The sequence below is a fragment of the Pseudomonas sp. JUb52 genome, from assembly GCF_004341115.1.
GTDB lineage: Bacteria > Pseudomonadota > Gammaproteobacteria > Pseudomonadales > Pseudomonadaceae > Chryseomonas > Chryseomonas oryzihabitans.
Genome location: NZ_SLYS01000014.1, coordinates 95,678 through 121,871, shown reverse-complemented (window position 1 = coordinate 121,871; position 26,194 = coordinate 95,678). Strand labels below are relative to the sequence as shown.

Here is a 26,194-nt window from a genome sequence, read left to right as displayed (position 1 = left end):
GGGCGTAAAGGAACGACGTTGCTTGGTCATCAGACACCTCTCTATGGCGAGCATTCTCGCCCTAAATGGGTGTCCGGAATCAGTAGACCACTACAGACAGCTCCGTAGCGTGTAAAACCGCGCAGCGTTTTCCACGGGCTGGTTTCGAGGCGGATAAGGCTGCGCCGTTATCCACCCTACGGCATCCGCTCCCAGCCCGGCGACAGATCGGGCTGGTCGGCCAGGTGCGCCGGGCACTTGCCCTTGAGGTGCCAGGCGAAGGCGATGATCTCGGCCAGGGTGCGATAGAGCGCCTCGGGAATTTCCGCGCCCAGTTCCAGGCGCGCCAGGATGCGCACCAGGTCGGCGTTCTCGTAGATGGGCACCTCGTGCTCCCGAGCGGTAGCCAGGATGAGTTCCGCCAGTTCGGCGTCGCCCTTGGCGGAGAGGATGGGGGCGCTGCTGCCGTCATAAGACAGCGCGATGGCCTGGCGGGAAGCGGTCGTGCTCATGCGGTGTCGTCGATCCAGCGTTGTTCGAGGGAGGTGCGTGGACGGCGTGCGGGACGGCCCTGGCGGCTGCTGAGGTCGCCGACCACGAAGCCGGCGGCCAGCAGGCGCTCGCGCAGATGAGGCAATTCGGTATCGATCAGGGTCGCGGTGGCGCCTTTTTCCGCCCAGAACTCGCTCGACAGCCGACCGCTGGCCAGTTGCGCGCGCACCTGCAGCGGGCCGAGCGGCGCTAGGTCGAAGGCCAGCTCCACCTTCCACAGGCTGTCGCGGGCTTCACCGCGGGTGTCCGGCGGCGGGCGCTCTTCCTGGAAGCGCACCTGCACCGCGCCGAGGCGCTCGCCATCGCGCCAGGGAATCTCGGTCTGCCAGGTAGAGAGGTAGTAACCGTCCGGCAAGACCTGGGTCTGCGCCAGGCTGGCGAGCTGGTGGGTCTGCAGCCGGGCGATGACGCCGGTGGCCAGTTGCAGCAGTTCGTCGAGTTCGGCGTTGGCGGCACTGAGGCCGCGGCCGTCGCGTTCACCCAGGGGAAAGTCCAGGGCGGTGGGCTGGCGACTGGCGGTGGCAGCGTCGCCCAGCGCCCGGCGCAAGGCATCGGGCAGATTCTGCTGGGCGGTCTGGATCGCGACCTGGGGATTGCGCAAGGCATCGCCCGGTACGCTGGCCAGCAGGCGATCCACCAGGCGCAGCAGGTTGGCCTTGAAGTCTTCCTGCAGCTCGGGACCGCCGCGATCCAGCAGTTGCTGCTCCAGTTGCAGGCCACTGCGCGCCAGGGCGCGAGTCCAGCCCTGGGGGGTGGTCAGGGCCTCGGTGTCTTCCAGATTGGCCAGCAGCGACTTGAGGGCCGCGCCCACCGACGGTGGCAGGTCCGCCTCGGGGACGTCCTCCAGCCATTGCAGCAAGGCATTCATCGACAGCTGGCGCTGCCCCTGGCCCTGCAGCTGGCGGTCGATGTCCAGCTGGTCGAGGCGTTGCGCCATGGGCAGCACCGTGACTTCCTGGCTGTCCTTGATCACCACGGTCAGCAGGCTGCCCACCGGTACCGGGCGAGGCGATTCCAGCTTGAGCTGGCGACCTTCGAGACTGGAGCTCAGGGCCTTGGCGATCACCTCGTAGGTGGGCGTCGCGCCGGGCGGCTGTTGCAGCAGGCTGCTCAGCACCCGCAATTGCAGGGTGGTGCCCACCGGCAACTGGCGCAGGTCCAGTTGCTGCAGCGGCGGCGGCGGTGCGTCGCCCTCCAGGCTCTGCAGCAGTACGGCCAGCTGGGTGGAGCCGAGGGTGCTCACCAGCAGCTGGCTGCCCACCGGCAGGTTGTTGGTCGGACTCTGGGTGGTGAGCAGGACGCTGCCGCCCTCGGCCAGCTGCAGTTGCAGCAAAAACTGGAAGCTCTGGCCGGCCGAACGGGTGGCAAGGACCTCGGCGGTGGCCGTGCTGCCGGGTGGAATCAGGTCGTCGAGGGATTGCAGGGCCTGCAGGATCTGCGCACCCGCGTCCGACGCCTGCGCCGTCGCGGCCCGGACGGGCAGGGCGGGCGTGACGCCAGCGCTGGGTTGGATCGCGGAGATGGAGGTCATCGGGCAGGTCCGGTGGAGTCGCCTGTGTATAATGGCGCGCCTTCAAGGGCGTGTGCCGGGTTAACGGCGAGCGCCCGACCGACTTTAGTGCCGTGAGATCCCCTGTCTTGAATCAGCCCCTGCTCGACGCCGTCGCGCTCCGTTGCGAACGGGGCGGTCGCCTGCTGTTCGACGACCTGAGTCTGAGCGTGGCGGCGGGCGAGTCGCTGCAGATCGAGGGCGTCAACGGCAGTGGCAAGACCAGCCTGCTGCGCATCCTGGCGGGACTGCTGCCGGCGGATGCCGGTACGATGCGCCGTCCCGCCGCGGCCGAACTGCTCTGGCTGGGTCATGCGCCCGGCATCGCCGAGGGGCTGACCGCGGTGGAAAATCTCCATAGCCTGGCCAATCTGTGGCGCCCGACGACGCAGGAGGCCTGCCGGGTCGCCCTGGCGGCGGAGGGGCTGGCCGACTGGGCGGACGAGCCCTGTCGGCAGCTCTCGGCCGGCCAGCGCCGCCGCGTCGCCCTGGCCCGTCTCCAGCTGCCCGAACCGCCGCGGCTCTGGCTGCTGGACGAGCCCTTCACCGCCCTCGACGCCACCGCCTGCGCGCGGCTGGAAGCGCGCCTGCAGGCGCATTGCGCCGCGGGTGGCGCCCTGGTGCTGACCAGTCACCGCGAGCTGGAAGCCGCCCCGGCCGCCCATCGGCTGCTCTGGCTGGACGCTGGCCGATGAGCGGCGCCTGGCTGGCCATCCTCGGGCGCGAAGGGCGCCTGGCCTGGCGCCGCCCGGCGCTGTGGCTCACGCCCCTGGCCTTCCATGCCCTGGTAGTGACCCTGTTTCCCCTGGCCCTGGGGCCCGACAGCCGGCAGCTGGCCGCCCTGGCGCCGGGCTTGCTGTGGATCGCGCTGTTGCTGGCCTTGCTGCTCGGTCAGGAAGCCCTGTTTCGCGGCGAGTGGCAGGACGGTTCCCTGGAACTCTGGCTGCTGGCGCCCCAGCCCCTGCCGCTGCTGGTGCTGCTCAAGCTGCTGGTGCACTGGTGCTTCGCCGGCCTCGGCCTGGTGGCCCTGACGCCGGTACTGGCGCTGATGCTGGGGCTGCCCGCCGCGGCCCTACCGGCGACCCTGGCGGCCCTGACCCTGGGCAGTCTGGCCCTGACCCTGATCGGCGCCATTGGCGCGGCCCTCACCGTGGGCCTGGCCCGTGGCGGGCTGCTGCTGGCGCTGCTCAATCTGCCGCTGCAGATCCCAGTGCTGATCCTTGGCGCCAGCACCCTGGACGCGGCGCGGCTGGGCATGCCGGTAGCCGGGCTGCTGCTCTGGCTGGGCTGCCTGACCCTGCTGGCCCTGACCCTGGCCCCCCTGGCGATCGCCGCCGGCCTGCGCATCGGCGCGGCCCAATGACGAGGACGACATGAACTGGACCTGGCTGCATCGCCTGGGCTCTCCCGCCATCTTCTATCGCCTGGCCGGCCGGCTGCAGGGGCCCTGCCTGGCGCTGGCCGGACTGCTGCTGGCCGTCGGCCTGGTCTGGGGGCTGTTCCTGGCGCCGCCGGACTATCAGCAGGGCGATAGCTTTCGCATCATCTATGTACATGTGCCGGCGGCCTTTCTGGCGCAGTCCTGCTATCTGCTGCTGGCGGTCGCCGGGGCCATCGGCCTGGTCTGGCGCCTCAAGCTGGCCGATGTCGCCCTGCGCGCGGCCGCGCCGATCGGCGCCTGGATGACGGTGATCGCCCTGGCCACGGGGTCGCTGTGGGGTATCCCCACCTGGGGTACCTGGTGGATCTGGGACGCCCGGCTCACCTCGATGCTGGTGCTGCTGTTTCTCTATCTGGGCGTGATCGCCCTGGGGCAGGCCATCGACCATCGCGAGAGCGCCGCCCGCGCCTGCGCCATCCTGGCGCTAGTGGGGTCGGTCAATCTGCCGATCATCAAGTATTCGGTGGAGTGGTGGAGCACCCTGCACCAGCCGGCCACCTTCAGCCTGGTGGAACGTCCACCGATGCCCGCGGCCATGTGGCTGCCGCTGCTGGTGATGGTGCTGGGCTTCTACCTGTTCTTTGCCGGCGTGCTGCTGCAGCGCATGCGCCTGGAAGTGCTCAGGCGCGAGTGGCGCAGTCGCTGGGTACGCCTGGAACTGGGCGAGGAGGGCGCGTGAGCGGCGTGGACTGGACGCAAGCCCTCGGCATGGGCCGCCACGGCCTCTATGTCTGGCCGGCCTTCGGCCTGACCCTGGTCGTCCTCGGCGGCCTGCTGCTGCACGGCTGGCAGGCGCGTCGTCGGCTGCAGCACGAGTTGCGCCAGCGCTGGCGGCGGGAGCAGCGGCCATGAAGGCAGTCCGTCGCCGTCGGCTGCTGTGGATCCTGCTGCTGTTGCTGGGCGTAGGGGGCGCGGCGGCGCTGGCCCTCAGCGCCCTGCAGCAGAACATCAACCTCTTCTATACCCCGAGCCAGATCGCCCGGGGCGAGGCGCCGCGCGATACCCGCATCCGCGCCGGTGGCATGGTGGAGAAGGGCAGCCTGGTGCGCGCCGCGGATTCGCTGGAGGTGAGTTTCGTCATCACCGACTTCCAGCAGGAGGTGCGGGTGAGCTATGCCGGCATCCTGCCGGATCTGTTCCGCGAGGGGCAGGGGGTGGTGGCCTTGGGGCGACTCGACGACCAGGGGCGCCTGGTGGCCGACCAGATCCTTGCCAAGCATGACGAGAAATACATGCCCCCCGAAGTGAGCCAGGCGCTGCGCCAGGCCGGACGCCCGCTCGACGGCACGAGGCCGGCGCCATGATCCCGGAACTCGGACAACTCTGCCTGCTGCTGGCGCTGGCCATGGCCCTGGTGCAGGGCACCCTGCCGCTGCTGGGCGCCTGGCGCGGCCAGGCCGACTGGATGCGCCTGGCGCGCCCGGCCGCCTTCGGCCAGTGGCTGTTCCTGGCGCTGGCCTTTGCCGCCCTGACCTGGGCTTTTCTGCAGGACGACTTCTCGGTGGCCTATGTGGCGGCCAATTCCAACAGTCGCCTGCCCTGGTACTACAAGGTCAGCGCCACCTGGGGCGCCCATGAGGGGTCGCTGCTGCTCTGGGCGCTGATCCTGGCGGGCTGGAGCCTGGCGGTGGCCGTCTGCTCGCGGCAGTTGCCCCAGGCGCTGCTGGCGCGGGTGCTGGGCATCCTCGGACTGGTCGCCACGGGATTCCTGACCTTTCTGGTCGCCACCTCCAATCCCTTCGCGCGCCTGCTGCCGCAATTTCCGCGAGAGGGCAACGACCTCAACCCGCTGCTGCAGGACCCTGGGCTGATCCTGCATCCGCCCATGCTCTACATGGGCTACGTCGGCTTTTCGGTGGCCTTCGCCTTCGCCCTGGCGGCGCTACTGGAGGGCCGGCTGGACGCGGCCTGGGCGCGCTGGGCCCGGCCCTGGACCCTGCTCGCCTGGGCCTTTCTCGGCTGCGGCATCGTGCTCGGCTCCTGGTGGGCCTACTACGAACTGGGCTGGGGCGGCTGGTGGTTCTGGGATCCGGTGGAGAATGCCTCCTTCATGCCCTGGCTGGTGGGCACGGCGCTCTTGCACTCCCTGGCGGTGACCGAGAAGCGCGGCCTGTTCAAGGGCTGGACGGTATTGCTGGCCATCGCCGCCTTTTCCCTCAGCCTGCTGGGGACCTTTCTGGTGCGCTCGGGAGTGCTGACCTCGGTGCATGCCTTCGCCAGCGATCCCACCCGCGGCGTCTTCATCCTGGCCTTTCTGCTGCTGGTGGTCGGCGGCTCCCTGGCGCTGTTCGCCTGGCGCGCGCCGGCGCTCAGTGGCTCGGCTGCCTTCGGCCTGGCGTCGCGCGAGGCGCTGCTGCTGGTCAACAACCTGATCCTGGTGACCGCCGCCGCCACGGTGCTGCTCGGCACCCTCTATCCGCTGGTGATCGACAGCCTGACCGGTGCCAAGCTGTCGGTGGGACCGCCGTATTTCGACCTGCTGTTCGTACCGTTGATGGCGTTGCTGATGCTGGCCCTGGGCGTCGGGGTGCTGGTGCGCTGGAAAAGCAGCCCGGGTCGCTGGCTGGCGCGCCTGCTGGCGCCCCTCCTGCTGGGCTGCGCGGTGTTGGCCGCACTGGTTGGCTGGTGGCTGGATCAGCCCAAGGCGGCGATCCTGGCGGTGCTGGCGCTGGCGGCCTGGATCCTGCTGACCGCGCTGCGCGACGTGCTGGGCAAGGTGGTGGCGCTGGGCTGGCGCCGCGGGCTGCGCAGTCAGCCACGCAGCTACTGGGGCATGCACCTGGCGCACCTGGGGCTGGCGGTGCTGGCCCTGGGCGTGGTGCTGGCCAGCCAGCTGGATGTGCAGCGGGATCTGCGCCTGGCGCCGGGCGAGCACGTCGAACTCCAGGGCTATCGCTTCGGCTTCGCCGGTACCCAGCACTACGAAGGACCCAACTTCACCGCCGAGCGCGCCCTGCTGCAGGTCGAGCGCGAAGGCCGGGTGGTCGCCCTGCTGACCCCGGAAAAACGCCGCTATCAGGCCAGTGGCGCGGTGATGACCGAAGCCGCCATCGATGCCGGCCTGACCCGCGATCTCTATGTGGCCCTCGGCGAGCCGCTGGGGGAGGGCGCCTGGGCCGTGCGCCTGCAGATCAAGCCCTTCGTCCGGCTGATCTGGCTCGGCGGCCTGCTCACCGCCCTGGGCGGCCTGCTGGCCCTGGCCGATCCGCGCTATCGCCGCCGCCGGTCGTCTTCCCCTGCCTCTGCCGCGGAGTCCCGCTGATGCGCCGTCGCCTGTTGCTCTGCCTGCCATTGCTGGCCTTTCTGGTGCTGGCCGGCTTTCTCTATCGTGGCCTCTATCGCGATCCCCAGGCCCTGCCGTCGGCGCTGGTCGGCCAGCCGTTTCCGGCGTTTTCGCTGCCGGGCGTGCAGGATGAGCGACTGTTCACCCGGCAGGACCTGCTCGGCCGCCCGGCGCTGGTCAATGTCTGGGGCACCTGGTGCGTGGCCTGCCGGGAAGAGCACCCGGTGCTCACTCGACTCAAGGCCGAGGGCGTGGTGATCCACGGCATCAACTACAAGGATGACAATGCCAGCGCCCGCCGCTGGCTGGCGGAATTCCACGATCCCTACCAGCTCGATATCCGCGACGACGAAGGCCGGCTGGGGCTGGACCTGGGCGTCTATGGCGCGCCGGAGACCTTTCTCATCGATGCCCGGGGCGTGGTGCGCTATCGCCATGTCGGGGTGATCGATCAGCGCGTCTGGGATACAGACCTCGGGCCGCGCTATCGCGCCCTGGTAACGACGCCATGAAGGCTGGCTGGCTGCTGCTGTTGCTGGTCTGGTCGACCCTGGGCCAGGCGGCCATCGATCCCTATGGCTTTCGCGACGAGGCCGAACGCGCGCGCTTCCAGGCGCTGACCCGCGAACTGCGCTGCCCCAAATGCCAGAACCAGGACCTGGCCGATTCCAATGCGCCCATCGCCGGCGATCTGCGCCGCGAGATCCAGCGCCTGATGGCGGCCGGGCAGAGCGATGCCGAGATCATCGCTCACCTGGAGCAGCGCTACGGTGAATTCATCCGCTATCGGCCGCCTTTCGAGGGGCGCACCCTGCTGCTGTGGCTGCTGCCGGGCCTGGGCCTGCTGGGCGGTGCCGGCCTGCTGCTGGTCCTGACGCGGCGGCGCCGCCCGGAGCAAGCCTTGAGCGAGGCCGAACGCCAGCGCCTGGCCGCGCTGCAGGCGGAGGAGGAGCCATGATGCCGACTTTCTGGGGATTGGCGGGGCTGTTGCTGATCCTGGCGCTGCTGATCCTGCTGGTGCCGCTCCTGCGCGGTGGACCCGCCACGGCGGATCAGCGCGCGGTGCTCAATCGTACCCTCTATCAGGAGCGCCTGGCCGAAGCCCGGGCGCGGGCGGCACGGGGCGAGCTGGACGACCAGGCCCTGGCGCTGGCCGAAGCCGAGGCCGGCCGCAGCCTGCTCGCCGACAGTCCCGCCGGGGGGTCTTCGCCGCTGCGCCACGGCCGTCGCCTGGGGGTCGCGGTGGCCCTGGGCGGCCCGGCCCTGGCCCTGGGTCTCTACCTGCTGCTCGGCGGCTGGCCGGCTTGGCAACTGAGCCAGCGCCTCGCCGCGCCGCCGGCCTCGCCCCAGGCGCTGCTGGCCGATCTGGAGGCGGCGACGCGGCTGCAACCCCAGGCGGCCGACAACTGGTATCTGCTGGCACGCGCCTATGCCGGCCTGGGTCGCTACAGGGATGCCGTGGCCGCCTTCGAGCAGGTCATCCGCCGTGATGGCCGGCGCGCGGAGGTCCTCGGGCAACTGGCCCAGGCCCGTTTCTTCGCCGCCGGGCGCAAGCTGGATGCCCAGACCCGGGCGCTGGCCGACGAAGCCCTGGCCGCCAACCCCGGGGAGGCCACCACCCTGGGGCTGCTGGGCATGGCCGCTTACGAACGCGGAGCCTATGCCGATGCGGCAGGCTACTGGCAGCGGCTGGTCGCCGTGCTGCCGCCGACGGATCCCCTGCGCGGCACCCTTGCCCAGGGCATCGCCCGGGCGGAGGCGGCGGCGCGGGCCGCCGGTCAGGCGCTGACCACGCCGGGACTGGACGTGGAGGTCAGTCTGGCGCCCGCGGTGGCGCAGCGGGTGCGGCCCGAGGACAGCGTCTTCGTGCTGGCCCTGGCGGTGGATCAACCCGGCCCGCCGCTGGCGGTACGGCGATTGCGGGTCGCCGATCTGCCCCTCCGGGTGCGCCTGGACGATCGCGACGCCATGCTGCCCCAGCGCAAGCTGTCCGACCACCGGCGGGTAAGGCCCGTGGTAGTGATCGCCCGGGGTGGCGATCCGCTCAGGGGCGACTGGCGGCACGAGGGACAGCCACTGGAGCTCCCTTCTAGTGCGTTCAGCCTATTGCGCGTGGAAGCCGATGATGCCGTTGCGCCATGATCGGCCAGGATTCCAACACGCAGGGCAGGGAAGGCATGTACACCTATGAAGACGCCGTCGCGGCGACCCGCGAGCTCTGTCGTCAGATCGAGAACGTCCCGGCGCGGCGGCGGGCGGTCCGCGAGGACTTCTATAGGAGCTTTGGCGACGCCGACAACGATGGCCTGAGCTATGGCGATTCGGAGCTGGCCTTTCTCGATTGGGAAATCCAGGCCGGTGTCCTGGATCCCGTGACCGGTAGCGCCTGGTGGCGCAACGTCAATCTGCACTTCATCTATCTGTCCGAGCTGGCCGGCTGCCTTGCGCAACATGGGCTGCCTGGTGACCAGGCGCCCTATCCGACGCGCTGCTGGCTGACCTTCATCGCCGATCCCACCCCGCGTCACTGGTACCGGGCGCACAACGCCTCCATCCTGGCCGGTTTCGCCCTGCATCAGGCGGACGCGCGTGCGGAGAATGCGGTAGGCCAGCTGTTCCTCAACATCACCCTCTACCGGCTGATGTTCGCCCAGGCGCTGGTGGAGGAGGCGACGCTGTTCGCCGAGCTGGGGGCCTTGCTGGCCGATCCGCGCGGCTTCTCGGTCAAGCTGCTGGTCAGCCTGGCCGATTTCTATCCACCGCACTATCCCCTCACCGAGGCGGATCGCGAGGTGATCGAGGGGCACGGACTGGGTATCGAGGAGCTGGGCGTGCGCCTCATGGATGGCTGGATTCGGCTGGAATTGCACCGTCTCTACAGTGAGGCTGCGGTCTGGAACCAGGCGCCCGAACTGCTGGCTTACCTGGATGGCGGCGAGCCGTGCTATCCCCCTGCCGTGGACCGCTGCGCCGAGCGTGCAGCGGCCCAGATGGTGGCGCTACTGGAAGGCGTCCTCGCCGGGCAGGACCTCGCCGTGGCCGAGCAGGGCGCGAGCGGTCTGCAGGCCGGATAGCGTCGCCGATTCCACGCAGCCCATGTTGAAGCCGTTGTCGATCCAGTCGCCGGTCAGATAGAGGTTGCGGCAGACGCTACCGTCGGTGGTCAGGCGATGGCGGCTGCTGCCGGCCACGCTCTGCACATAGCGCTCGCTGGGATCGACGTTGGCCCGCCAGTACTGATGGTCGAAGCGCGCCTGGCCCTGCACCTCGGCGGGTGCCAGCAGGAAGTCCCAGCGATAGCCCGCCGGGGTCACGGCGTGCGGCCAGTAGGCACCCAGGTTGCCGTTCATGAGGTCGAGGAAAGCCTGCTTCACCTTGGCGGCCTCCTGCTGCGGATAGTCATCCTTTTTGCCGATAGGGGGAGCGGCCGCGGCGGCGAGCACCCCGCAGAAATAGCTGATGTCCGCTGGCGGGGTGCCGCTCGACCAGTCCTCCCGGTCCACCAGGTAGCTGACATCGGCCCAGGAGTCCATCGCCTGGGCGGCGAAGCCCAGCAGTTCGGGGGCCTGGCCGCCCTCGGGCGAGCCGCTCCAGCCCAGTTGCCAGGCGTCGCGATTCTGCCAGAGTTGCACCGCCTGGGTGGCGACGGTGGCCACCTGCCGGGTCATGCGCGCGAACGCCGGGTCCAGGGTGCACAGGCTGGGGGCGAGGTCGGCCAGGCCGGCCACGGAGATCCCCAGCACCACCTCGTCGAAGTCGCGGTCGACCTGCAGCTCCAGCCGCTCGACGCCCTGCCAACCGCTCCAGTTGGATTCCAGGTTGATCTGGCCCTCCTGCAGGTCCCGGGCGATCTGGTCGTCGAGTTGCTCGTACAGCGGCGCCGAGGGCCAGCAGGGCAGGCCCTTGACGTCCACCAGCGGCTGGTAGGCGGCTCCCTTGAGCCTGACCTGGCGCTGGATCTCGAGGCGCGTCACCCGCGGTCCCTGGCCGTCGTCGGCGGCTTCGATGGCGGTGACCTGGTGGAAGAAGCGGAAGTCCACCCCGCGGCGGGCGAGCACCTCGTAGTAGGGCGCGAAGACCACGTCGCCCATGCCGGCCTGCATGCGCCAGATGAAGGAGCCCTTGGCCGTGGTCAGGGCCAGCAGGGCGGCGCGCAGCACGGTGCCGGCCTCGACGTCGGGCTGGGCGAGATCGCCGTCGCGATAGGCGAAGATGCCACCGTGCAGGGACTTGAGCACCGCGCCGTCCAGGGTCGCGGCGCTGGCACCGTGGCGGCTCAGCCAGGCCTGGAAGGTTTCCCCGTTGAGCGCCGCGAAGCCCTTGGCATAGACCTCGTCGGCGAGCATGCCGATTAGCACGGTCAGGCCGAAGTCCATCAGCAGCCATAGTCGATGGGCCTTGACGTGGGTCTGGCTGCGGTCGTTCAGGATGTCGCCGAGCAGGCCGCGGAGCCTGCGCAGCAACGCCAGCAGCACGGGATGGTCGACGCCGTCGGGCAGCGCCGTGCGGGCCTGCTGCAGCTGGTGCTCGGCCTCGTTCAGAAGTCGCTCATGCAGTTCCTCGCGACAGTGCGCGCGCAGCCGGGCGAACAGGCCGCTCGGGGCGGCGGCCGGGGTGTCGTCCACCTCGCCCAGCCGCAGCAGCCACTCCAGCAGATCGCCGAGGGCGGCCATGAAGGGCTTGGGATTCCAGCCCTCGCCGGGCTTGCCGGGCAGCGCCAGGGTGTCGATGGGCCAGGTGCTCCACTGCTCCTGGAAGTCGTCGGCGAAGGCGGTATGGGAATGCGGGAAGAAGGCTTCGTCAAGGGTCGCCAGCGGCGCGCCGGCGGGCCGCTCCAGTTCCTCGTAGCACTGCCTCAGGCTGTGGAAGGCGTTGTAGTAGAAGCCGAACCAGACATGGATGCCGTGTTCTTCGATGCGCTGATGGTCAGTCGAATTGCGTCCGCTGGCCCCCTTGCCACCGAGACGCCACCCCTGCTGATACAGGGTGATCTGATAACGCTCTTGCCAGTTGGGCTCATTAGTAATACGAAAGGCGGTGGTGACGGCGGATACGCCGCCGCCCAAGATGGCGATCTTGCGGACAGAAGGTACAGCGTCCATGCCTATTGCTCCGAAGTGTGCAAATTGTTGCACCAGTGGACGAATGCCAGATGATGGCTAGGGTAATATCACTTTATCGAAAAGTTCCCTTGAGACTTTAGCAAGGCAACGGAAATAGTTGAGGCGCTGGCCCGGCGTTGACCGGTCGGCCGAGGATCGAGGCGAACGCGGTGTTGAGGATTCCAGGCTACAGCTGCAAGACGCAGGTGAGCGAAAGCCGCCATGCCCTGATCTACCGCGGCACGCGCCTGGTCGATGGCCAGCCGGTGATCCTCAAGCAGTTGGCCGCCGACTATCCCACGCCCCAGGCCCAGGCCGGACTGCGCCACGAATTCGAACTGACCCGCCGCGCCAGTGCCAGCGGTGCGGTGAGCGCCGCTCTGGAACTGCTGGAATACCAGGGTCGTCAGGTGCTGGTACTCGAAGACATCGGCGGCACCGATCTGGCCGAGTTGCTCGCCGCCGGGCCGCTGGCGCTGGACGACTTCTTCGACTGGGCGCTGGCCATCGTCCGCGCCCTGGCGCGGTTGCACCGGTTGCGCATCGCCCACAACGACCTCAATCCGCGCAACATCGTCTGCAACTGCACCACGGGCAGCTTGCGGCTGACCGATCTGGGCATCGCCACGACCTTTGGCGCCGTCCATGGCAGCGACAGCCGCCTGGAGGGCTCGCTGACCTATCTCGCCCCGGAACAGAGCGGGCGGACCGGGCGGCACCAGGACTATCGCAGCGACTTCTATGCGCTGGGCGTGACCTTCTACGAGATGCTCGCGGGCGAGCCGCCGTTTCGCGCCCAGGATCCGCTGGAGCTGGTGCATGCGCACCTGGCGATGCGCGCGCCCTCGCTGGTCGAGCGGGTGCCGACGGTACCGCCGATGCTGGCGGCGCTGGTGGACAAGCTCATGGCCAAGGCCGCCGAAGAGCGCTACCAGGGTTGCTTCGGCATCCTGCGCGACCTGCAGCGCTGCCAGGCGGCCCATCAGGTCGGTGAGCGGACGCCCTTCGCCCTCGGCGAGCAGGATCCGCCGGCGCGGCTGGTGCCGGTGCGCACGCTCCAGGGCCGCGGCGCCCCTCTGCGCTTGCTCGAAGAGGCGCTGGCGCGGGCGACGCTGGGCCGGATCGAAGCCGTCTTTGTCAGTGGCCATTCCGGGGTGGGCAAATCGGCGCTGGTGCAGGCCTTCGTCCGCCGCCAGGGCGAACGGGTGCTGCTCGCCCACGGCAAGTTCGAGACCCTTGGCAGCGGCGTGCCCTATGGCGCCCTGCGCCAGGCCGTGCGCGAGCTGGTGGAGATCGGACAGACTTTGGACGCGGCCTTTGCCGACCGCCTGGTCGAGGCCCTGGGTGGCAACGCCGGGGTGCTGACCGAGGTCTCGCCAGAGCTGGCCACCTGGCTCGGGCCCCAGCCACCGGTTGCCGAACTGCCGCCGCAGCAGGCCGAACAACGCTTCGACGAAGCCGTGATCGCGCTGCTGCTGGCCTTCGCCGCTGACACCCGTCCGCTGCTGCTGTGGCTGGACGATCTGCAGTGGGCCGACAGCGCGTCGCTGCGGCTGATCGAGCGCCTGCTGGCCCGCGGCGATCAGGGGCCGCTGCTGCTGGTGGCGACCCATCGTGAAGAGCAGCTGGCCGGCAGCGGCCTGGAACGACTGCTGGGCGCGGCGCTGATTCGTACCCTGTCGCTGGGCCCGCTGTCGCGGGTGGAGATCGAACGGCTGATCGCCGAACTGCTGCCGGCGCCGGCGGAAGACCAGGCGGCCCTGGCCGGTCTCTGCCTGGACAAGACCCTTGGCAATCCCTTCTTCATCGAGCAGCTGCTGCGCAGCCTGCAGCAGGAAGGCCTGCTGGAGTTCGACGGCGAGACCGGCCGTTGGCACTGGGAGCTGGCGCGGCTCCAGGCCCTGGACGTCTACGACAATGTCGTCGACTTCATGGTCGGCAAGCTCAAGGACCTGCCGGCCGCTACCTCGCAGCTGCTGCAATGGGCGGCCTGCCTGGGCACCCATTTCTCCAGCGATCGCCTCGCCGCGCTGATGGCGGAGTCGCCCGCGGACATCCGCCGGCTCTGCCAGTCGCTGGTGCAGGAAGGCCTGCTCACCGAGCCCGAAGGCGGCCAGGCGGGGGAACAGACGCCCACGCACTACAGTTTCCTGCACGATCAGGTGCGCCATGCCGCTCACTCGCTACTGGCGCCCGCCGAGCGCGAGCGAGTCCACCTGCGCGCCGGTCAGCTGTATCTCGCCGAAGGCAGCGCCACGCGGCTGGACGCGGTCAGCCACCTGAATCTGGCGCTGGCGCTGATCGAGACGTCCGCCGAGCGGCTGCAGCTGCTGGAGCTCAATCTGGACGCTGCGCGCAAGGCGCGCCAGGCCAACGCCTATCCGGCCGCCCAGGATTTCCTGCGCACGGCGGTCGCGCTGATCGACCACGCGGCCTGGGAGAGCCGCCATGTGCTGCTGTTCCAGCTGCATCGGGAATGGGCCGAGGTCGCGCACCTCTGTGGCGATGCCAATGAAGCCCTGCGCATCTGCGAACTGCTGCTGCCGCGGGCGCGTACCACCTTCGAGGAAGCCGGGGTGCGGGCCCTGCAAATCGACCTCTACAGCGGCCTCGGGCGCTTCACCGAAGCCCTGACCGTGGCCAAGGCCGGCATCCAGGTGCTGGACGAACCCTGGCCGGAGGCACCGGAAGACATCAACCAGGCCATCGGCGCCGACAGCGCCGAGGTCGAGGCCTGGCTCGCCGAGCGCCATCCGGCGGCCCTGCTCGACCTGCCACGCATGGAAGATCCGCGTGCCCAGTTGCTGATCCGCCTGCTGGGCCTGCTCTGGGGGCCGGCGATCAACGTCGATCTGCCGATGAGCCTGCTGGCGGTCATGCGCATCGTCAAGCTGTCGATCCAGTACGGCAACGGCGATCTCTCGCCCTTTGGCTATGCCAACTACGGCTCGCTGCTGTCTGCTTTCCATGGCCGCTACGAGCTGGGTTACCAGGTCGGACGCCTGGCCGTCGACCTGGTCGACCGCACCGGCAATCTGCCGCTCAAGTGCAAGGTCTACACCATGTTCGCGGTGACCAACAGCCCCTGGTCGAGTCCCATCGCGGACAACGTCGCCCTGCTGCGCGAGGCCCTCGCGGCCGGTCAGCGCACCGGCGAGATCATCTTCACTGCCTACAGTGCCTTCCACATCCTCAAGCATCTGCAGCACGCCGGGGCGTCGCTGGACGACATTCTCGGCGAAACGGCGGAAATCGAGCGGATCCTGCTGGGCATCGGCGATCCCAACACCCTGGAGATCTTTACCATCCTGCGCCAGTCGCTGCGTCTGCTGCAGGGGCTCACCCCGGGTCAGGAGCGCTGGGACGAGGAGGGCCAGGACGAAGCGGCGCTGGTGCGACAGATGCAGGACAGCGGCCATGTCCTCTGCCTGAACTACTACGACTTCAACAAGATGCAGGCGGCGCTGCTGTTTCGCCGGCTGCCCCAGGCGCGGCAGCATGCCGAAGCGATGGAGGCCTCGCTGGCGGCGACCTTTGGCTGGTTCAGCATCGCTGAGCATGCCTTCTACCAGGCGCTGATCCTGCTCGCCGAGGGCGAGCTGGCCGGCGAGAACCTGGCCAAGATCGAGACCGCCCAGGAGCGGTTGAGCGGTTGGGCGGCGCACTGCCCGGAAAACTTCGCCCACAAGCGCGACCTGGTGGCCGCCGAGCGGGCGCGCCGCGAGGGCCGTGTCGACGCCGCCATGGACCTCTACGAACAGGCCCTGGAGTCCGCGCGGCTGCACGGCTTCCGCCAGGGTGCGGCGCTGGCCGAGGAACTCTATGGGCGCTTCTGGCTGGAACAGCAGCGTCCACGGATCGCGCGGACCTACCTGCAGGACGCCCAGCGCAGCTATCTGCACTGGGGCGCCGCAGCCAAGGCCCAAGCGCTGGAAAACGAATTCCCCCACTGGTTGCGCGTGGCCGAGGCCACTGCTCTGACGGTGCAGCGCACCCAGGCCCAGTCCACCAGCGAAATCATGCGCCTGGACTGGCTGTCGGTGCTCAAGTCGCTGCAGACCATCTCCAACGAGCTGGCGCTGGATCAGCTGCTGGCGCGGATGATGCGCATCATTCTGGAGGAGGGCGGCGCTCAGCACGGTCTGCTGCTGTTGCCCGAGGGCGGGCGCTGGCTGGTGCAGGCCTCGATCTGCAGTGGCGCATCCGAGCCCAAGGTACTGCAGGGACTGCCGCTGGCGCTGAACGAGCAGGATTCCAGCGATGGCCTGGTGCCCCTGACCCTGGTGTCCCATGTGATCCGCCATCGCGAACCGGTGATTCTCGACGACGCCGCCCGTGCCGGTCGGTTCGTCCGCGACGCCTACATGCGCGCGCGCCGTCCGCGGTCGGTCTGCTGCCTGCCGGTGCTGCGCCAGGGGCGCCTGATCGGCATCCTCTATCTGGAAAACAACCTGCTGGCCCAGGCCTTCACCCCGGGGCGGTTGCAGGTGCTGGGCATCCTGGCCACCCAGGCGGCGATCTCCCTGGAACATGCACAGATCTACGAGACCCTGGAGCAGCGCGTCGGCGAGCGCACCCTCGAACTGGATCAGGCGCGCATTCGCGCCGAAGAGGCGGCAGCGGCCAAGTCGCTGTTCCTAGCGACCATGAGCCACGAGATCCGTACTCCGCTCAATGCGGTGATCGGCCTCAGTCGCCTGACCCTGGGCACCCGCCTGTCCGGCGAGCAGCGCGGCCATGTCGGCAAGATCCTCGATTCCGGCGAGACCCTGCTGAGCGTGATCAACGACGTGCTCGACTATTCGCGCAACGAAGCCGGCGGTACCCAGCTCGAACAACTGGGCTTCAACCTGGCCAAGGTGCTCGAGCGCACCCTCAACCTCTGCGCCCTCAAGGCCCACGAGAAGGGTATCGAACTGGTGCTGGATTGCGGTCCGGACATTCCCCTGGCGCTGGAAGGCGATCCGCTGCGCCTGCAGCAGGTGCTGGTCAATCTGCTGAGCAATGCGGTCAAGTTCACCGAGCGGGGCCATGTGCTGATCCGCGTCGGCGCCGTCTGCGAAGACGGTCGTGCCCATTTCAGCCTGGCGGTGGAAGACACCGGCATCGGCCTTACCGAGGCCCAGCAGGCGCAACTCTTCCAGCCCTTCACCCAGGCGGACGGCTCCATCAGCCGCCGCTATGGCGGGACCGGCCTGGGCCTGGCGATCTCCCGCCAGCTCACCGAACTCATGGGCGGCACCCTCGAGGTCCATAGCGAAGCCGGGCGCGGTTCCTGCTTTACCCTGCGGCTGACCCTGCCAGTGGTGGGCGAGCCCGAGCGGCTGCCCAGCCAGACGCCGCGCCAGGTCCTGCTGGTGGACGACCACGGCCTGGCCCGGCGCACCCTGGGGCAACGGCTGCGCGAACTGGGCATGCAGGTGGTGGAAGCGGAATCCACCGAGCAGGCCCTGGCGGCCATGGCCACTTCGTGCTTCGAGCTGGCCATCGTCGACTGGCGCCTGGGCGCCGAAGACGGCCTGGTACTGGCGCGCCAATTGCGCGCCCGGCAGCCGGAGCTGGCGCTGACCCTGCTGGCCTCGCCCTACGAGGCGGAAGAGGTGCGCAGCCTGGGCGAGGATCTGCCGGGTCTGGAACTCCTCGACAAACCGGTTACCGGTCCCGCTGTGCAGCGACTGCTGTCGGGGCTGGGCCTGGCGCCGGTCGCCGCGCCGACGGTGGGCCAGAGCGTGGTGGACCTGCAAGGCATTCGCCTGCTGCTGGTGGACGACAACGCCATCAACCGCCAGGTGGTCATCGGCTTCCTGCAGGGCAGCGGCATCCTGATCGACGCGGCCGAAGACGGCCAGGCCGCGCTGGACCAGCTGGAACGGCAGCGCTACGACCTGGTGCTGATGGACGTCCATATGCCACGCCTGGACGGTCTGTCGGCCACCCGCGAATTGCGTACCCGACCGGCGCTGGCCGGGCTGCCGGTCATCGCCATGACCGCCAACGGCCTGCCGGGCGATCGCGAGCGTTGCCTGGATGCGGGCATGAACGATCACCTGGTCAAGCCGCTCGATCCCGCCGAACTGTTCCGCATCATCGCCGCCTGGGCCAACCTCGAGCAGCTGCAGCGCGCCGAGCGCAAGGCGGTGGAAGAGGTCGTGGAGGTCAAGGAAGTGGGCGTGCTGGCGCGGGCGCGTGCCAGTGCGGTGCTCGAACCCGATTCGGCGCTGCGCCTGCTGCGCGGCAGCGCCCAGCTCTATGAACAGCTGATCCGGGATTTCCGCGTGCAACAGGCCGAACTGCCCGGGCGGATCTCCGCCTGGCGCGCAGCGGACGATGTCACCGCGCTGTTCGAGTGCGCTCACGGTCTGCAGGCCACCGCCGCCTATGTCGGTGCCCTCGACCTGCAGGAAGCGGCGCAACGCCTGACCAACAGGATTCGCCTGGCCCAGCCCATCGGTGAGGACGTGCGTCGCCTGCACGCCGAAGCCGAGCGCTGCCTGGCGTCCCTGGACGAGATCCTGGTCGAGGTCGCCAGCGGCGAGGAGGCCACCGTCGAGGAGCTGGAGGCCTTGCTCGAACGCCTGGTCGGACTCCTGCAGACCTCCGATTTCGCTGCCGAGGAGGTGCTCGATACCCTGCTGCGCGCCTGCGTGAGCACCCCCCACAGCGCCGACGTGGTGCGCATTCGCGAATGGGTGAACGAGGTCGAGTTCGAACACGCCGCCGATGCCACCGCGGACCTGCTGCGGCGGGTGCGGCACGCCGGAAAACGGTCGGGATAGGTGCCGATGGAGGGGCGTCGTCCCGACCTGCCGTTGATCCTCATCGTCGACGATCAGAAGAGCAATCTGCGCGTCCTCGGCGACCTGTTGCGCGACGAGGCGCGCATCATGCTGGCCAAGAGCGGGGTCCAGGCCCTGACCAAGGCCGCCCGCGAACACCCCGACCTGATCCTTTTGGACGTGGTGATGCCCGGCATCGATGGTCTGCAACTGATCCAGCTGTTCAAGCGCCGCGCCGAGACCAGCGCCATCCCAGTGATCTTCATCACCGCGGCCAACGACCTGCATCGCGAAGTGGAGTGCTTCGAGCTGGGCGCCAGCGACTTCATCCAGAAGCCCTTCAATCCGCTGGCCGTGCTGGCGCGGGTGCGGCTGCACCTGCAACTGGCCCGCCAGCGGCGGTTGCTCGAGGAGCTGGCGCACATGGATCCGCTGACCGCGGTAGGCAATCGCCGCCGCTTCGACGAGCAGCTGACGATCGAGTGGCAACTGGCGGTCAGCCGGCGGGGCTCGCTGGCCATCGCCATGCTCGATATCGACTACTTCAAGCAGTACAACGATACCCATGGCCATGGCGCCGGGGATCAGGCGCTGTCGCGGGTCGCCCAGGTATTGGAACAGCGCATCCGCGAGCGGGACTGCCTGGCGCGCTATGGCGGGGAGGAATTCGTGCTCTTGCTACCCGGTGCCTCGCGCACGGCCGCCGAAGCGGTGCTGGAACGCTGTCGGCAGGGCATCGCCGAATTGCGCATCGCTCATCCGCTGACGGAGGACCGTCTCTGGCTGACCATGAGCATGGGCCTGGCCTGCTGCAATCCGACCCCCGAGCAGACTCCGGACGGCCTGCTCAAGGCCGCTGACAACCTGCTCTACCAGGCCAAGGCCGAAGGGCGTAATCGCCTGGTCAGTCGCAGCTTCTAGGCCGGTTCAACCGCGTTCCTAGGACAGGACGTCCTTGCCGTTGCCCTTCACCAGATGCACCCGGTTGCGGCCTTCGGCCTTGGCCTGGTAGAGCGCCTGGTCAGTGCGCTCGATGAAGGCTTCGTGATCGTCGCCGCTCTGCGGCTGGATGCTGCCGACGCCGATCGAGATGGTGACGAAGCCGAGGTCGCTGCCGGAGTGCGCCACCTGCAGCCGCTCGACGCCGGCACGGCAGGCTTCGGCGACCTTGAGCGCGCCCTCGGCGTCGGTCTCCGGCAGCACCATGGCGAATTCCTCGCCACCGTAGCGAGCCACCAGGTCGGCCGGGCGCTTGAGTTGCTCGGTGAGCACCGCTGCGACCTTCTTCAGGCAGAGATCGCCGCTGAGATGGCCATAGGTGTCGTTGTAGCGCTTGAAGTGGTCGACGTCGCACAGCAGCAGGGCCAACGGCTGGCGATTGCGCCGGGCGCGCAGCCATTCGCCTTCGTAGGTCTGGTCGAAGTGGCGGCGGTTGTTGATGCCGGTGAGGCTGTCGATGGCCACCAGCTTCTGCAACTGGATATTGGCTTCGGCGAGCTGGCGCTGGCTTTCGCGCAGGAAGCGAAAGGCCTCGTCGCGCTGGGCGCGCAGGACATGGGCCTCGGAGTGGTAGCGCACCCGCGCCAGCAGTTCCAGCTTGTCGGGCAGCTTGACCAGATAGTCATTGGCACCGGTCGCGAAGCTCTGCGCCTTGACCTGGGGATCCTCCTTGGAGGAGAGCACCACGATGGGCACGTCGCGTAGCGCCGGTTCGGCGCGGAAGCGCTTGACCGTTTCCAGACCGTCGATCTCGGGCATGATCAGATCCTGCAAGACCACCGTGGGCTTGAGTTGCAGGGCCATGTTGACCGCCTGGTGAGCGTCCAGGCAGTAATGCAGCTCGATGTCGGGCTGATCGGCGATCATCCGCCGCAAGGCTTCGATGATGATCAGCTGATCGTCCACCAGCAGCAGGCGCACCTTGGGTGCGGTCAGGCTGTCCAGGGTATTACCCTCGTGCGTGGCCATTACTGCGAGTCCTTGTGCGGGCGGGGTCGGGCGTCCCGCGTCTCTTCTTGGCCAGTCCCTGCCACTGCGCCGTCCAACGCTCCTGTTGGCGACCTGTCATATGCTGTTCCTTGAACCGTTGCCAAAGCGTCTTTGCAGCCAGGCGCCGATCTGCGCGGGGCTGAGAATGCGCTCCGCGGCGCCCATTCTAACCGCAGCCGCGGGCATGCCGTATACGGCGCAACTGGCCTCGTCCTGGGCCAGGGTCGGGCAGCCGCTCTGGCGCAGGGCATAGAGGCCGCTGGCGCCGTCGCGGCCCATTCCGGTCAGCAGGATGCCCAGCGCCTTGCCGGCCCGCAGCGGATGGCTGGCGAGTTGGGTAAAGAACACATCCACCGAGGGACGATAGGGATAATCCACCGGCTCGGCGGTATAGGCGAAGCGACCACGCTCGTCCAGCAGCAGGTGGTCGTCACCCAGGGCCACCGCCACCTGGCCGGGCTCTGGCAGGGCGCCGGGCAGGGCGGCGGTGACCGGCCAGGCGATCTGGGTGCCGAGCCAGCCGATGAAGCTGGGGGCGAAGCGTCGGTCGATGTGTTGCACCAGCACCACGCTGGCCTCTTTGGTCGGCGCCCAGGCCTCGAACAGGCTGACCAGGGCCGCCGGTCCACCCGTGGAGGCGCCGATGGCCACCAGGCTGTCGGTGGTGGCCCCGGCTGCGGTGCTTGGCGCGGCAGCGGTGGCCTGGGGCGGGCGCGTGGCCCGTTCCGGCAGCCGCACCAGGGGTTCGATGCGGGCGATCTTGCGCAGCAGGGCGCCGCCATCGGCAGCGCCGCTCAGGGCCGGGGTGGCGGTCACGTCGAGGGCGCCGGCGCCCATGGCGCGAAACACGCCCTCGCAGTCGTCGGGGGTGGCGGTGACCATGAGGATGGCGCAGGGCGACTGGGCCATGATCCGGCGGGTCGCCTCGATGCCGTCCAGCCGCGGCATCTGCAGGTCCATGAGGATGAGGTCCGGGCGGTCCTCGGCGCAACGCGCCACGGCTTCCTCGCCGTCATGGGCGATCCAGGCGACCGTATGGCGCCCGTCCCCGATCAGCAGGCGGCGCAGGGCCTCGGTGGCCAGCAGCAGATCGTTGACGATGGCGATTCTCATGGCGCTCCGATGAGGTCCTGCACGGCGGTGATCAGGGCATCGTCGTGGAAGCTGCCCTTGGTCAGATAGTAGTCGGCACCGGCCTGCATGCCCTTGAGCCGGTCTTCCGGGCGATCCTTGTAGGACACGATCATTACCGGCAGGGCATGCAGACGCGGATCGCGGCGTACCAGTTCCACCAGTTCGATACCGTTCATGCGCGGCATGTCGATGTCCGACAGCAGCATGTCGAATTCGCCGGCGCGCACGGCGTTCCAGCCGTCCATGCCGTCCACCGCCACCTCCACCTGATAACCCTGGCCTTCCAGGAGCTTGCGCTCCATCTCTCGCACGGTGAGAGAGTCGTCCACCACCAGGATCCGCTTGACTCTGCGGCTGTCCATGGTGGCGCCGCTCTGCACCTGCCGCAGGCGGCCCTCGCCGAGCAGTCGCTCGATGCCGGTCAGCAGATCGGCGACGTCCAGCAGGAGCACCGGGCTGCCGTCGTCGAGCAGCGCCCCGGCGGTGACCGAGCGCAACTTGCCAAAGATCTCGTCCAGCGGCTTGAGCGCCAGGCCCTGCTCGCCGCGCAGGCGATCCACCACCAGGCCGTAGCGCCGCTCGCCGCTGCCGATCACCAGCACGGCGAGATCGCCACTGGGCGGCGCGCCGTCCAGCTCCAGCAGTTGATGGGCCGCGACCAGCCCCAGGCGATCCTCGCCGAGCAGGAAGAAGGCCTTGCCCTCCAGCGAGTGCACCTCGGCCGGATCCAGGCGCAGGACCCGTTCGATCCGGTTGACCGGCAGGGCATAGGCCTCGCCGGCGATGTCGACGATCAGCGCCCGGACGATGGAGCGACTCACCGGTACCAGCAGGTGGGTGCTGAAGCCCAGTCCGGGCCGGGTTTCCAGGCGGACCTCGCCATCCAGGGCGCGAATGGCATCGGCCACCACGTCCAGGCCCACGCCGCGGCCGGAAAGCTCGGTGACCGTCTCCTTGAGACTGAAACCGGGCAGCAGCAGGAATTCCAGCAATTCCGCCGGGCTCAGCTCGGCGGCCACCGGCGGCGGACTCAGGCGCCGAGCGATCACTGCGGCGCGAATGCGCTCCAGATCCAGGCCGCGGCCGTCGTCGTGCAGGCTGACCTGCAGGCGCCCGGCGACATGGCGGGCCTCGAGGCGGATCTGGCCGCATTCGGGCTTGCCCAGGGCGCAGCGTTCGGCCGGGGTTTCCAGCCCGTGGTCGACGGCGTTGCGCAGGAGGTGATTGAGCGGGCTTTCCAGGCGCGCCAGCACCTCGCGATCGATCAGGGTGTCGGCGCCGTCCACCTGCAGCATGGCGTCCTTGTCCAGGCCCCGGGCCAGGTCGCGCACCAGCCGCGGAAAGCCCTGGACGGCATCGCGCAACGGACGCATGCGCACCCCCAATACCTCGTCCAGCAGCCCCTGGCAGACGCCGAGCAGGCGCCGCTCGTAAGCCTCCAGGGCCTGCAGTTGCTGCTGATAGCGATCGAGCAGGCCTTCCTGACGCTGACGCAATTCGCCGCTGGCCGCCTGGGCCTGGCCGAACAGCCCCTGCAATTCGGCGCGATAGCCCTGAAAACCCTGGACCAGACCATGCAGGCCCAGGCCCATGACCCGGGCCTCGCTGGTGAGGGCGAGAATCTGGTTGAAGCGACCGCTGTCCACCCGCAGCGGGTCGCGGCTGCGCTCCGCGTCGGGTGCCGGTTCTTCTAGTGCCACGGGCGCCGGCGCCGGTTCCCGTGGGGCGCCGGCGGTCGCTGGCAGCGGATCGCCCGCGCCGGCGCTCAGCGCCTGCGCCAGCGCCCGCTGGCTATCACGCTGTTCGCGCTGCCAGCGCTGGCTGGCGGCCTCGTCCAGGCGACTGACCTCGCCGAGGACGTCGACGCAGCGAAACAGCTGGTCGATATCCGCCGGACCGAGCTGGCGGCGTCCGGCCTGGACCGCGACCAGACAGTCCTCCATGGCATGGGCCAGCTCCACCAGACCGTCGAGATCGACGATGCGCGCCGCGCCCTTGATGGAATGGGCCGCGCGCATCATCGGCTCGATCACCCCCGTGTCGGAGGGATCGCGCTCCAGGCGCAACAGACCGGCATCCAGCGCCTGCAGATGACTCTGCACTTCGCTGGCGAAGAGATCGTAGAGGGACATCTCGCGCACGTCGCGCGGTGGCTGGCTCATCGCAGCGCCTCTTCCAGGGCCCGCTCCAGCCGTGGCAGATCGAGCAAGCCAACCTGGTATTCACCTTCGCGATAGACACCGCCCAGATAGCTGAGCAAGTCGCCGCCCAGGGTCGCGGGGGGCGGCTGCACCTCGCCGGGGGCATAACGCTGCAGCCCCAGCACCTCGTCCACCTGCACGGCCCAGTCGCGGCGCCCGACATGCAGCAGCAGCAGGCGCGGAAAGCCACGGGTCTGCGCACCCGGCGCCACCGCCAGCAGCAGCTCCAGCGCAATGCAGGGCTGCAGCTGGCCGCGTACCGGGACGATGCCGCGGAGCAGCGGCGAACGCCGGTGGGGGACGCGGTGCACGGCGGTGGGTTCGGTGGCGGTCACCAGGCAACTGCCCGGCAGCCCCAGCCATTCGGCGCCGAGGCGAAAGACTAGGGCACTGGCCGAGCGCGCCTGGCGGTCATCCAGAGGCTCGGCAAAGTGCTCGGCCCAGGCGGCGCGCTCCAGGGCGCTGAGTTCACGATTCAGGCTCATGCCTCGTCACCGGCGCGGGTCTGGATGCGCGCGGCCCGTTCGCGCAGGCGTCCGGCTTCGTCGAGTCTGCCGGCTCTTTCGCAGATCAGTGCCAGGCGACACAGGGCGGGATAGTGTCCGGGCTCCAGATAGAGCGCCTGACGCAGCGCCCGCTCGGCTTCGGCGGCGCGGGCGTCGGGCAGGATCAGCGCCAGCAGGAAGTGGGCACCGGCCTGGCTGCGATCCGCATCGAGCAACTGACGCAACAGCGCCTCGGCTTCGGCGCCGCGCCCGGCATCGGCCAGGCGCTGGGCTTCTTCGAGCGGCGTAAGACCGGCGGAGACGGGGGTGGCCGGGGCCGGGGCGGGGGCGGGCAGGCTTCTAGCGCGCAAGCGCGCCGGCAGTGTCGCCGCGGCAGGTGGGCGCGATACGACCTTGCGCCGTGGCGCCGCAGCCGGCGTGGGCGGACGCGGCTGTTCGGGCGCGACGGCCTGGCGTTTTACCAGGGCGGAGGCGTGGGCCACGCCCAGGCTGGCGAAACCATGACGCATGGCGCTGACCATCTCCGAACTGCCGACGCAGAGCAGGCCGTCGTCGTGCATGAGCGCAGCCAGGTGACTTAGGGCGCGGCCCTGGGTCTGGTCGTCGAAATAGATCAGCAGGTTGCGGCAGAGCACCACGTCGAAGGCGGTGCCGTCGCGCAGGCTACCCAGTTGCAGGATGTTGCCCTGGCGAAAGCGCACCTGGTTGCGCACCCGTTCGGCCAGGCGATGGCGATCGCCCTCGGGTTCGAAATAGCGGTCGCGAAAGCTCAGGTCGCGGGCGCGAAAGGAATTGCGTCCGTAGAGGCCGCGGCGGGCACGCTCCAGGGACGGCTCGTTGATGTCCACCGCGGTCACCTCGAAGGCCTGGGCCGGCAGGCCGGTGTCGAACAGCGCCATGGCCAGGGTATAGGGCTCTTCCCCGGTGGAGCAGGGCAGGCTGAGCAGCCGCACCGGCACGCCACTGCGGGCATGGCGTTCCTGGGCGAAGCGGGCGGCGTGGGCGATGGCCTGGGGATCGCGAAAGAACCAGGTCTCGGGAATGACCAGCAGATCCAGCAGATCGGCGAATTCGGCTTCGTCGTCGAGGATGCGCGCCATGTAGCCCTCCGCATCGCCCTCCTGGCGCTCGCGCAGGCGCTGGCGGATAGCGCGACCGAGCATGTCGTCGGCGATGGCCAGGCCGGTGCGCGCCCGCACCAGGGGCGCCAGCCGGGGATCGAGCTTCACGCGGCCTCCTGGAACAGCAGAGTGGCAAGGGTCGGCGAAAGCAGCCGGTTTGGTTCCAGCCACAGCCAGACGCCCTCGGGCGTCTCCAGCACCTCACCGAGCCAGGGATAGTCGGGCAGGTGGACGCCTGCCGGCCGCGGCACGCTGGCGGTGACCCGGCGCACGCCGGCGACGCCTTCGACCACCAGGCCGAGTGGACGGCTATCGCCCCCGGGCAGGGGGAAGTCCACCAGCAGGATACGGGTATCCTGGCGCGCCTGGGCACCCGGGCCGCCACTCATGGCGGTGATATCCACCACCGGAATGGCCGCGCCGTGCAGATTCATCAGCCCGGCCACCCCGGGTGGCGCGGCCGGAAAGCGGGTCAACTGCAGAAAGGGCAGCACCTGGCGGATCGCCGTCGTCGGCAGGGCTGCCGCGGCATCGGCCAGTTGGAAGATCAGGATCTGCATG

The 26,194-nt window shown here is 69.2% G+C and carries 21 protein-coding genes; 12 read left to right on the top strand and 9 right to left on the bottom strand.

What is annotated here, in order from left to right; all coding sequences use genetic code 11:
- Window positions 1-176 precede the first annotated feature (176 nt).
- Both EC839_RS20435 and EC839_RS20430 read right to left on the bottom strand, forming a co-directional pair.
- On the bottom strand, window positions 177-491 hold the full coding sequence (locus EC839_RS20435) for an EscU/YscU/HrcU family type III secretion system export apparatus switch protein (protein ID WP_132833140.1): 315 nt from the start codon (window positions 489-491) through the stop codon (window positions 177-179).
- Window positions 488-2,062, bottom strand: a complete 1,575-nt coding sequence (locus EC839_RS20430) for a flagellar hook-length control protein FliK (protein ID WP_132833139.1) — start codon at window positions 2,060-2,062, stop codon at window positions 488-490. Before EC839_RS20430 ends, EC839_RS20435 begins: the two co-directional genes overlap by 4 nt.
- A 107-nt stretch (window positions 2,063-2,169) precedes the next feature.
- Here EC839_RS20430 and ccmA point away from each other — a divergent pair, with 107 nt between their 5' ends.
- The 10 genes from ccmA to EC839_RS20380 are packed head-to-tail and all read left to right on the top strand — an operon-like array spanning window position 2,170 to window position 9,878.
- Window positions 2,170-2,775: a cytochrome c biogenesis heme-transporting ATPase CcmA gene (gene ccmA, locus EC839_RS20425; protein ID WP_132833138.1), complete on the top strand. Its 606-nt coding sequence runs from the start codon at window positions 2,170-2,172 to the stop codon at window positions 2,773-2,775.
- Window positions 2,772-3,443, top strand: coding sequence for a heme exporter protein CcmB (ccmB, locus tag EC839_RS20420; protein WP_132833137.1), 672 nt, complete (start codon window positions 2,772-2,774; stop codon window positions 3,441-3,443). The genes ccmA and ccmB overlap by 4 nt, the downstream gene beginning before the upstream one ends.
- A 10-nt stretch (window positions 3,444-3,453) precedes the next feature.
- A complete protein-coding gene (locus tag EC839_RS20415) occupies window positions 3,454-4,200 on the top strand; it encodes a heme ABC transporter permease (protein ID WP_132833136.1) in 747 nt (248 codons plus the stop codon).
- Window positions 4,197-4,373, top strand: a complete 177-nt coding sequence (ccmD, locus tag EC839_RS20410; protein ID WP_132833135.1) for a heme exporter protein CcmD — start codon at window positions 4,197-4,199, stop codon at window positions 4,371-4,373. The genes EC839_RS20415 and ccmD overlap by 4 nt, the downstream gene beginning before the upstream one ends.
- Window positions 4,370-4,825, top strand: a complete 456-nt coding sequence (ccmE, locus tag EC839_RS20405) for a cytochrome c maturation protein CcmE (RefSeq protein WP_132833134.1) — start codon at window positions 4,370-4,372, stop codon at window positions 4,823-4,825. Before ccmD ends, ccmE begins: the two co-directional genes overlap by 4 nt.
- Window positions 4,822-6,783, top strand: coding sequence for a heme lyase CcmF/NrfE family subunit (locus EC839_RS20400; RefSeq protein ID WP_132833133.1), 1,962 nt, complete (start codon window positions 4,822-4,824; stop codon window positions 6,781-6,783). The genes ccmE and EC839_RS20400 overlap by 4 nt, the downstream gene beginning before the upstream one ends.
- Entirely contained in the window at window positions 6,783-7,316 is a 534-nt protein-coding gene (locus EC839_RS20395) for a DsbE family thiol:disulfide interchange protein (RefSeq protein ID WP_132833132.1), read from the top strand. Before EC839_RS20400 ends, EC839_RS20395 begins: the two co-directional genes overlap by 1 nt.
- Window positions 7,313-7,762, top strand: coding sequence for a cytochrome c-type biogenesis protein (locus EC839_RS20390; protein WP_132833131.1), 450 nt, complete (start codon window positions 7,313-7,315; stop codon window positions 7,760-7,762). The genes EC839_RS20395 and EC839_RS20390 overlap by 4 nt, the downstream gene beginning before the upstream one ends.
- Entirely contained in the window at window positions 7,759-8,946 is a 1,188-nt protein-coding gene (gene ccmI / locus EC839_RS20385) for a c-type cytochrome biogenesis protein CcmI (RefSeq protein ID WP_165904695.1), read from the top strand. The genes EC839_RS20390 and ccmI overlap by 4 nt, the downstream gene beginning before the upstream one ends.
- Before the next feature lie 35 nt (window positions 8,947-8,981).
- On the top strand, window positions 8,982-9,878 hold the full coding sequence (locus EC839_RS20380; RefSeq protein WP_132833130.1) for a hypothetical protein: 897 nt from the start codon (window positions 8,982-8,984) through the stop codon (window positions 9,876-9,878).
- Here EC839_RS20380 and EC839_RS20375 read toward each other — a convergent pair.
- Window positions 9,804-11,906, bottom strand: a complete 2,103-nt coding sequence (locus EC839_RS20375) for an NAD(P)-binding protein (RefSeq protein WP_132833129.1) — start codon at window positions 11,904-11,906, stop codon at window positions 9,804-9,806. The two genes, EC839_RS20380 and EC839_RS20375, sit on opposite strands and share 75 nt — an antisense overlap.
- 206 nt (window positions 11,907-12,112) lie before the next feature.
- On the opposite strand from EC839_RS20375, the gene EC839_RS20370 reads away from it, so the two are divergent.
- Window positions 12,113-18,682 (top strand): response regulator, encoded by a 6,570-nt coding sequence (locus tag EC839_RS20370; RefSeq protein ID WP_256681093.1) that lies wholly within the window; start codon window positions 12,113-12,115, stop codon window positions 18,680-18,682.
- Window positions 18,683-18,688: 6 nt separating this feature from the next.
- On the top strand, window positions 18,689-19,603 hold the full coding sequence (locus EC839_RS20365) for a diguanylate cyclase domain-containing protein (RefSeq protein WP_132833127.1): 915 nt from the start codon (window positions 18,689-18,691) through the stop codon (window positions 19,601-19,603).
- Window positions 19,604-19,621: 18 nt separating this feature from the next.
- On the opposite strand, the gene EC839_RS20360 is transcribed toward EC839_RS20365, so the two are convergent.
- From EC839_RS20360 to EC839_RS20335, 6 genes are all read right to left on the bottom strand, one after another.
- Window positions 19,622-20,650 (bottom strand): diguanylate cyclase, encoded by a 1,029-nt coding sequence (locus EC839_RS20360; protein ID WP_132833126.1) that lies wholly within the window; start codon window positions 20,648-20,650, stop codon window positions 19,622-19,624.
- 96 nt (window positions 20,651-20,746) lie between these two features.
- Window positions 20,747-21,784, bottom strand: a complete 1,038-nt coding sequence (gene cheB / locus EC839_RS20355) for a chemotaxis-specific protein-glutamate methyltransferase CheB (RefSeq protein ID WP_132833125.1) — start codon at window positions 21,782-21,784, stop codon at window positions 20,747-20,749.
- On the bottom strand, window positions 21,781-23,967 hold the full coding sequence (locus EC839_RS20350) for a hybrid sensor histidine kinase/response regulator (protein ID WP_132833124.1): 2,187 nt from the start codon (window positions 23,965-23,967) through the stop codon (window positions 21,781-21,783). Before EC839_RS20350 ends, cheB begins: the two co-directional genes overlap by 4 nt.
- Complete coding sequence (locus EC839_RS20345) at window positions 23,964-24,491, bottom strand: chemotaxis protein CheW (protein ID WP_132833123.1); 528 nt, start codon at window positions 24,489-24,491, stop codon at window positions 23,964-23,966. Before EC839_RS20345 ends, EC839_RS20350 begins: the two co-directional genes overlap by 4 nt.
- Entirely contained in the window at window positions 24,488-25,741 is a 1,254-nt protein-coding gene (locus EC839_RS20340; protein ID WP_132833122.1) for a protein-glutamate O-methyltransferase CheR, read from the bottom strand. The genes EC839_RS20345 and EC839_RS20340 overlap by 4 nt, the downstream gene beginning before the upstream one ends.
- Window positions 25,738-26,193, bottom strand: coding sequence for a chemotaxis protein CheW (locus EC839_RS20335; protein WP_132833121.1), 456 nt, complete (start codon window positions 26,191-26,193; stop codon window positions 25,738-25,740). The genes EC839_RS20340 and EC839_RS20335 overlap by 4 nt, the downstream gene beginning before the upstream one ends.
- Between the last annotated feature and the right edge of the window lies 1 nt (window position 26,194).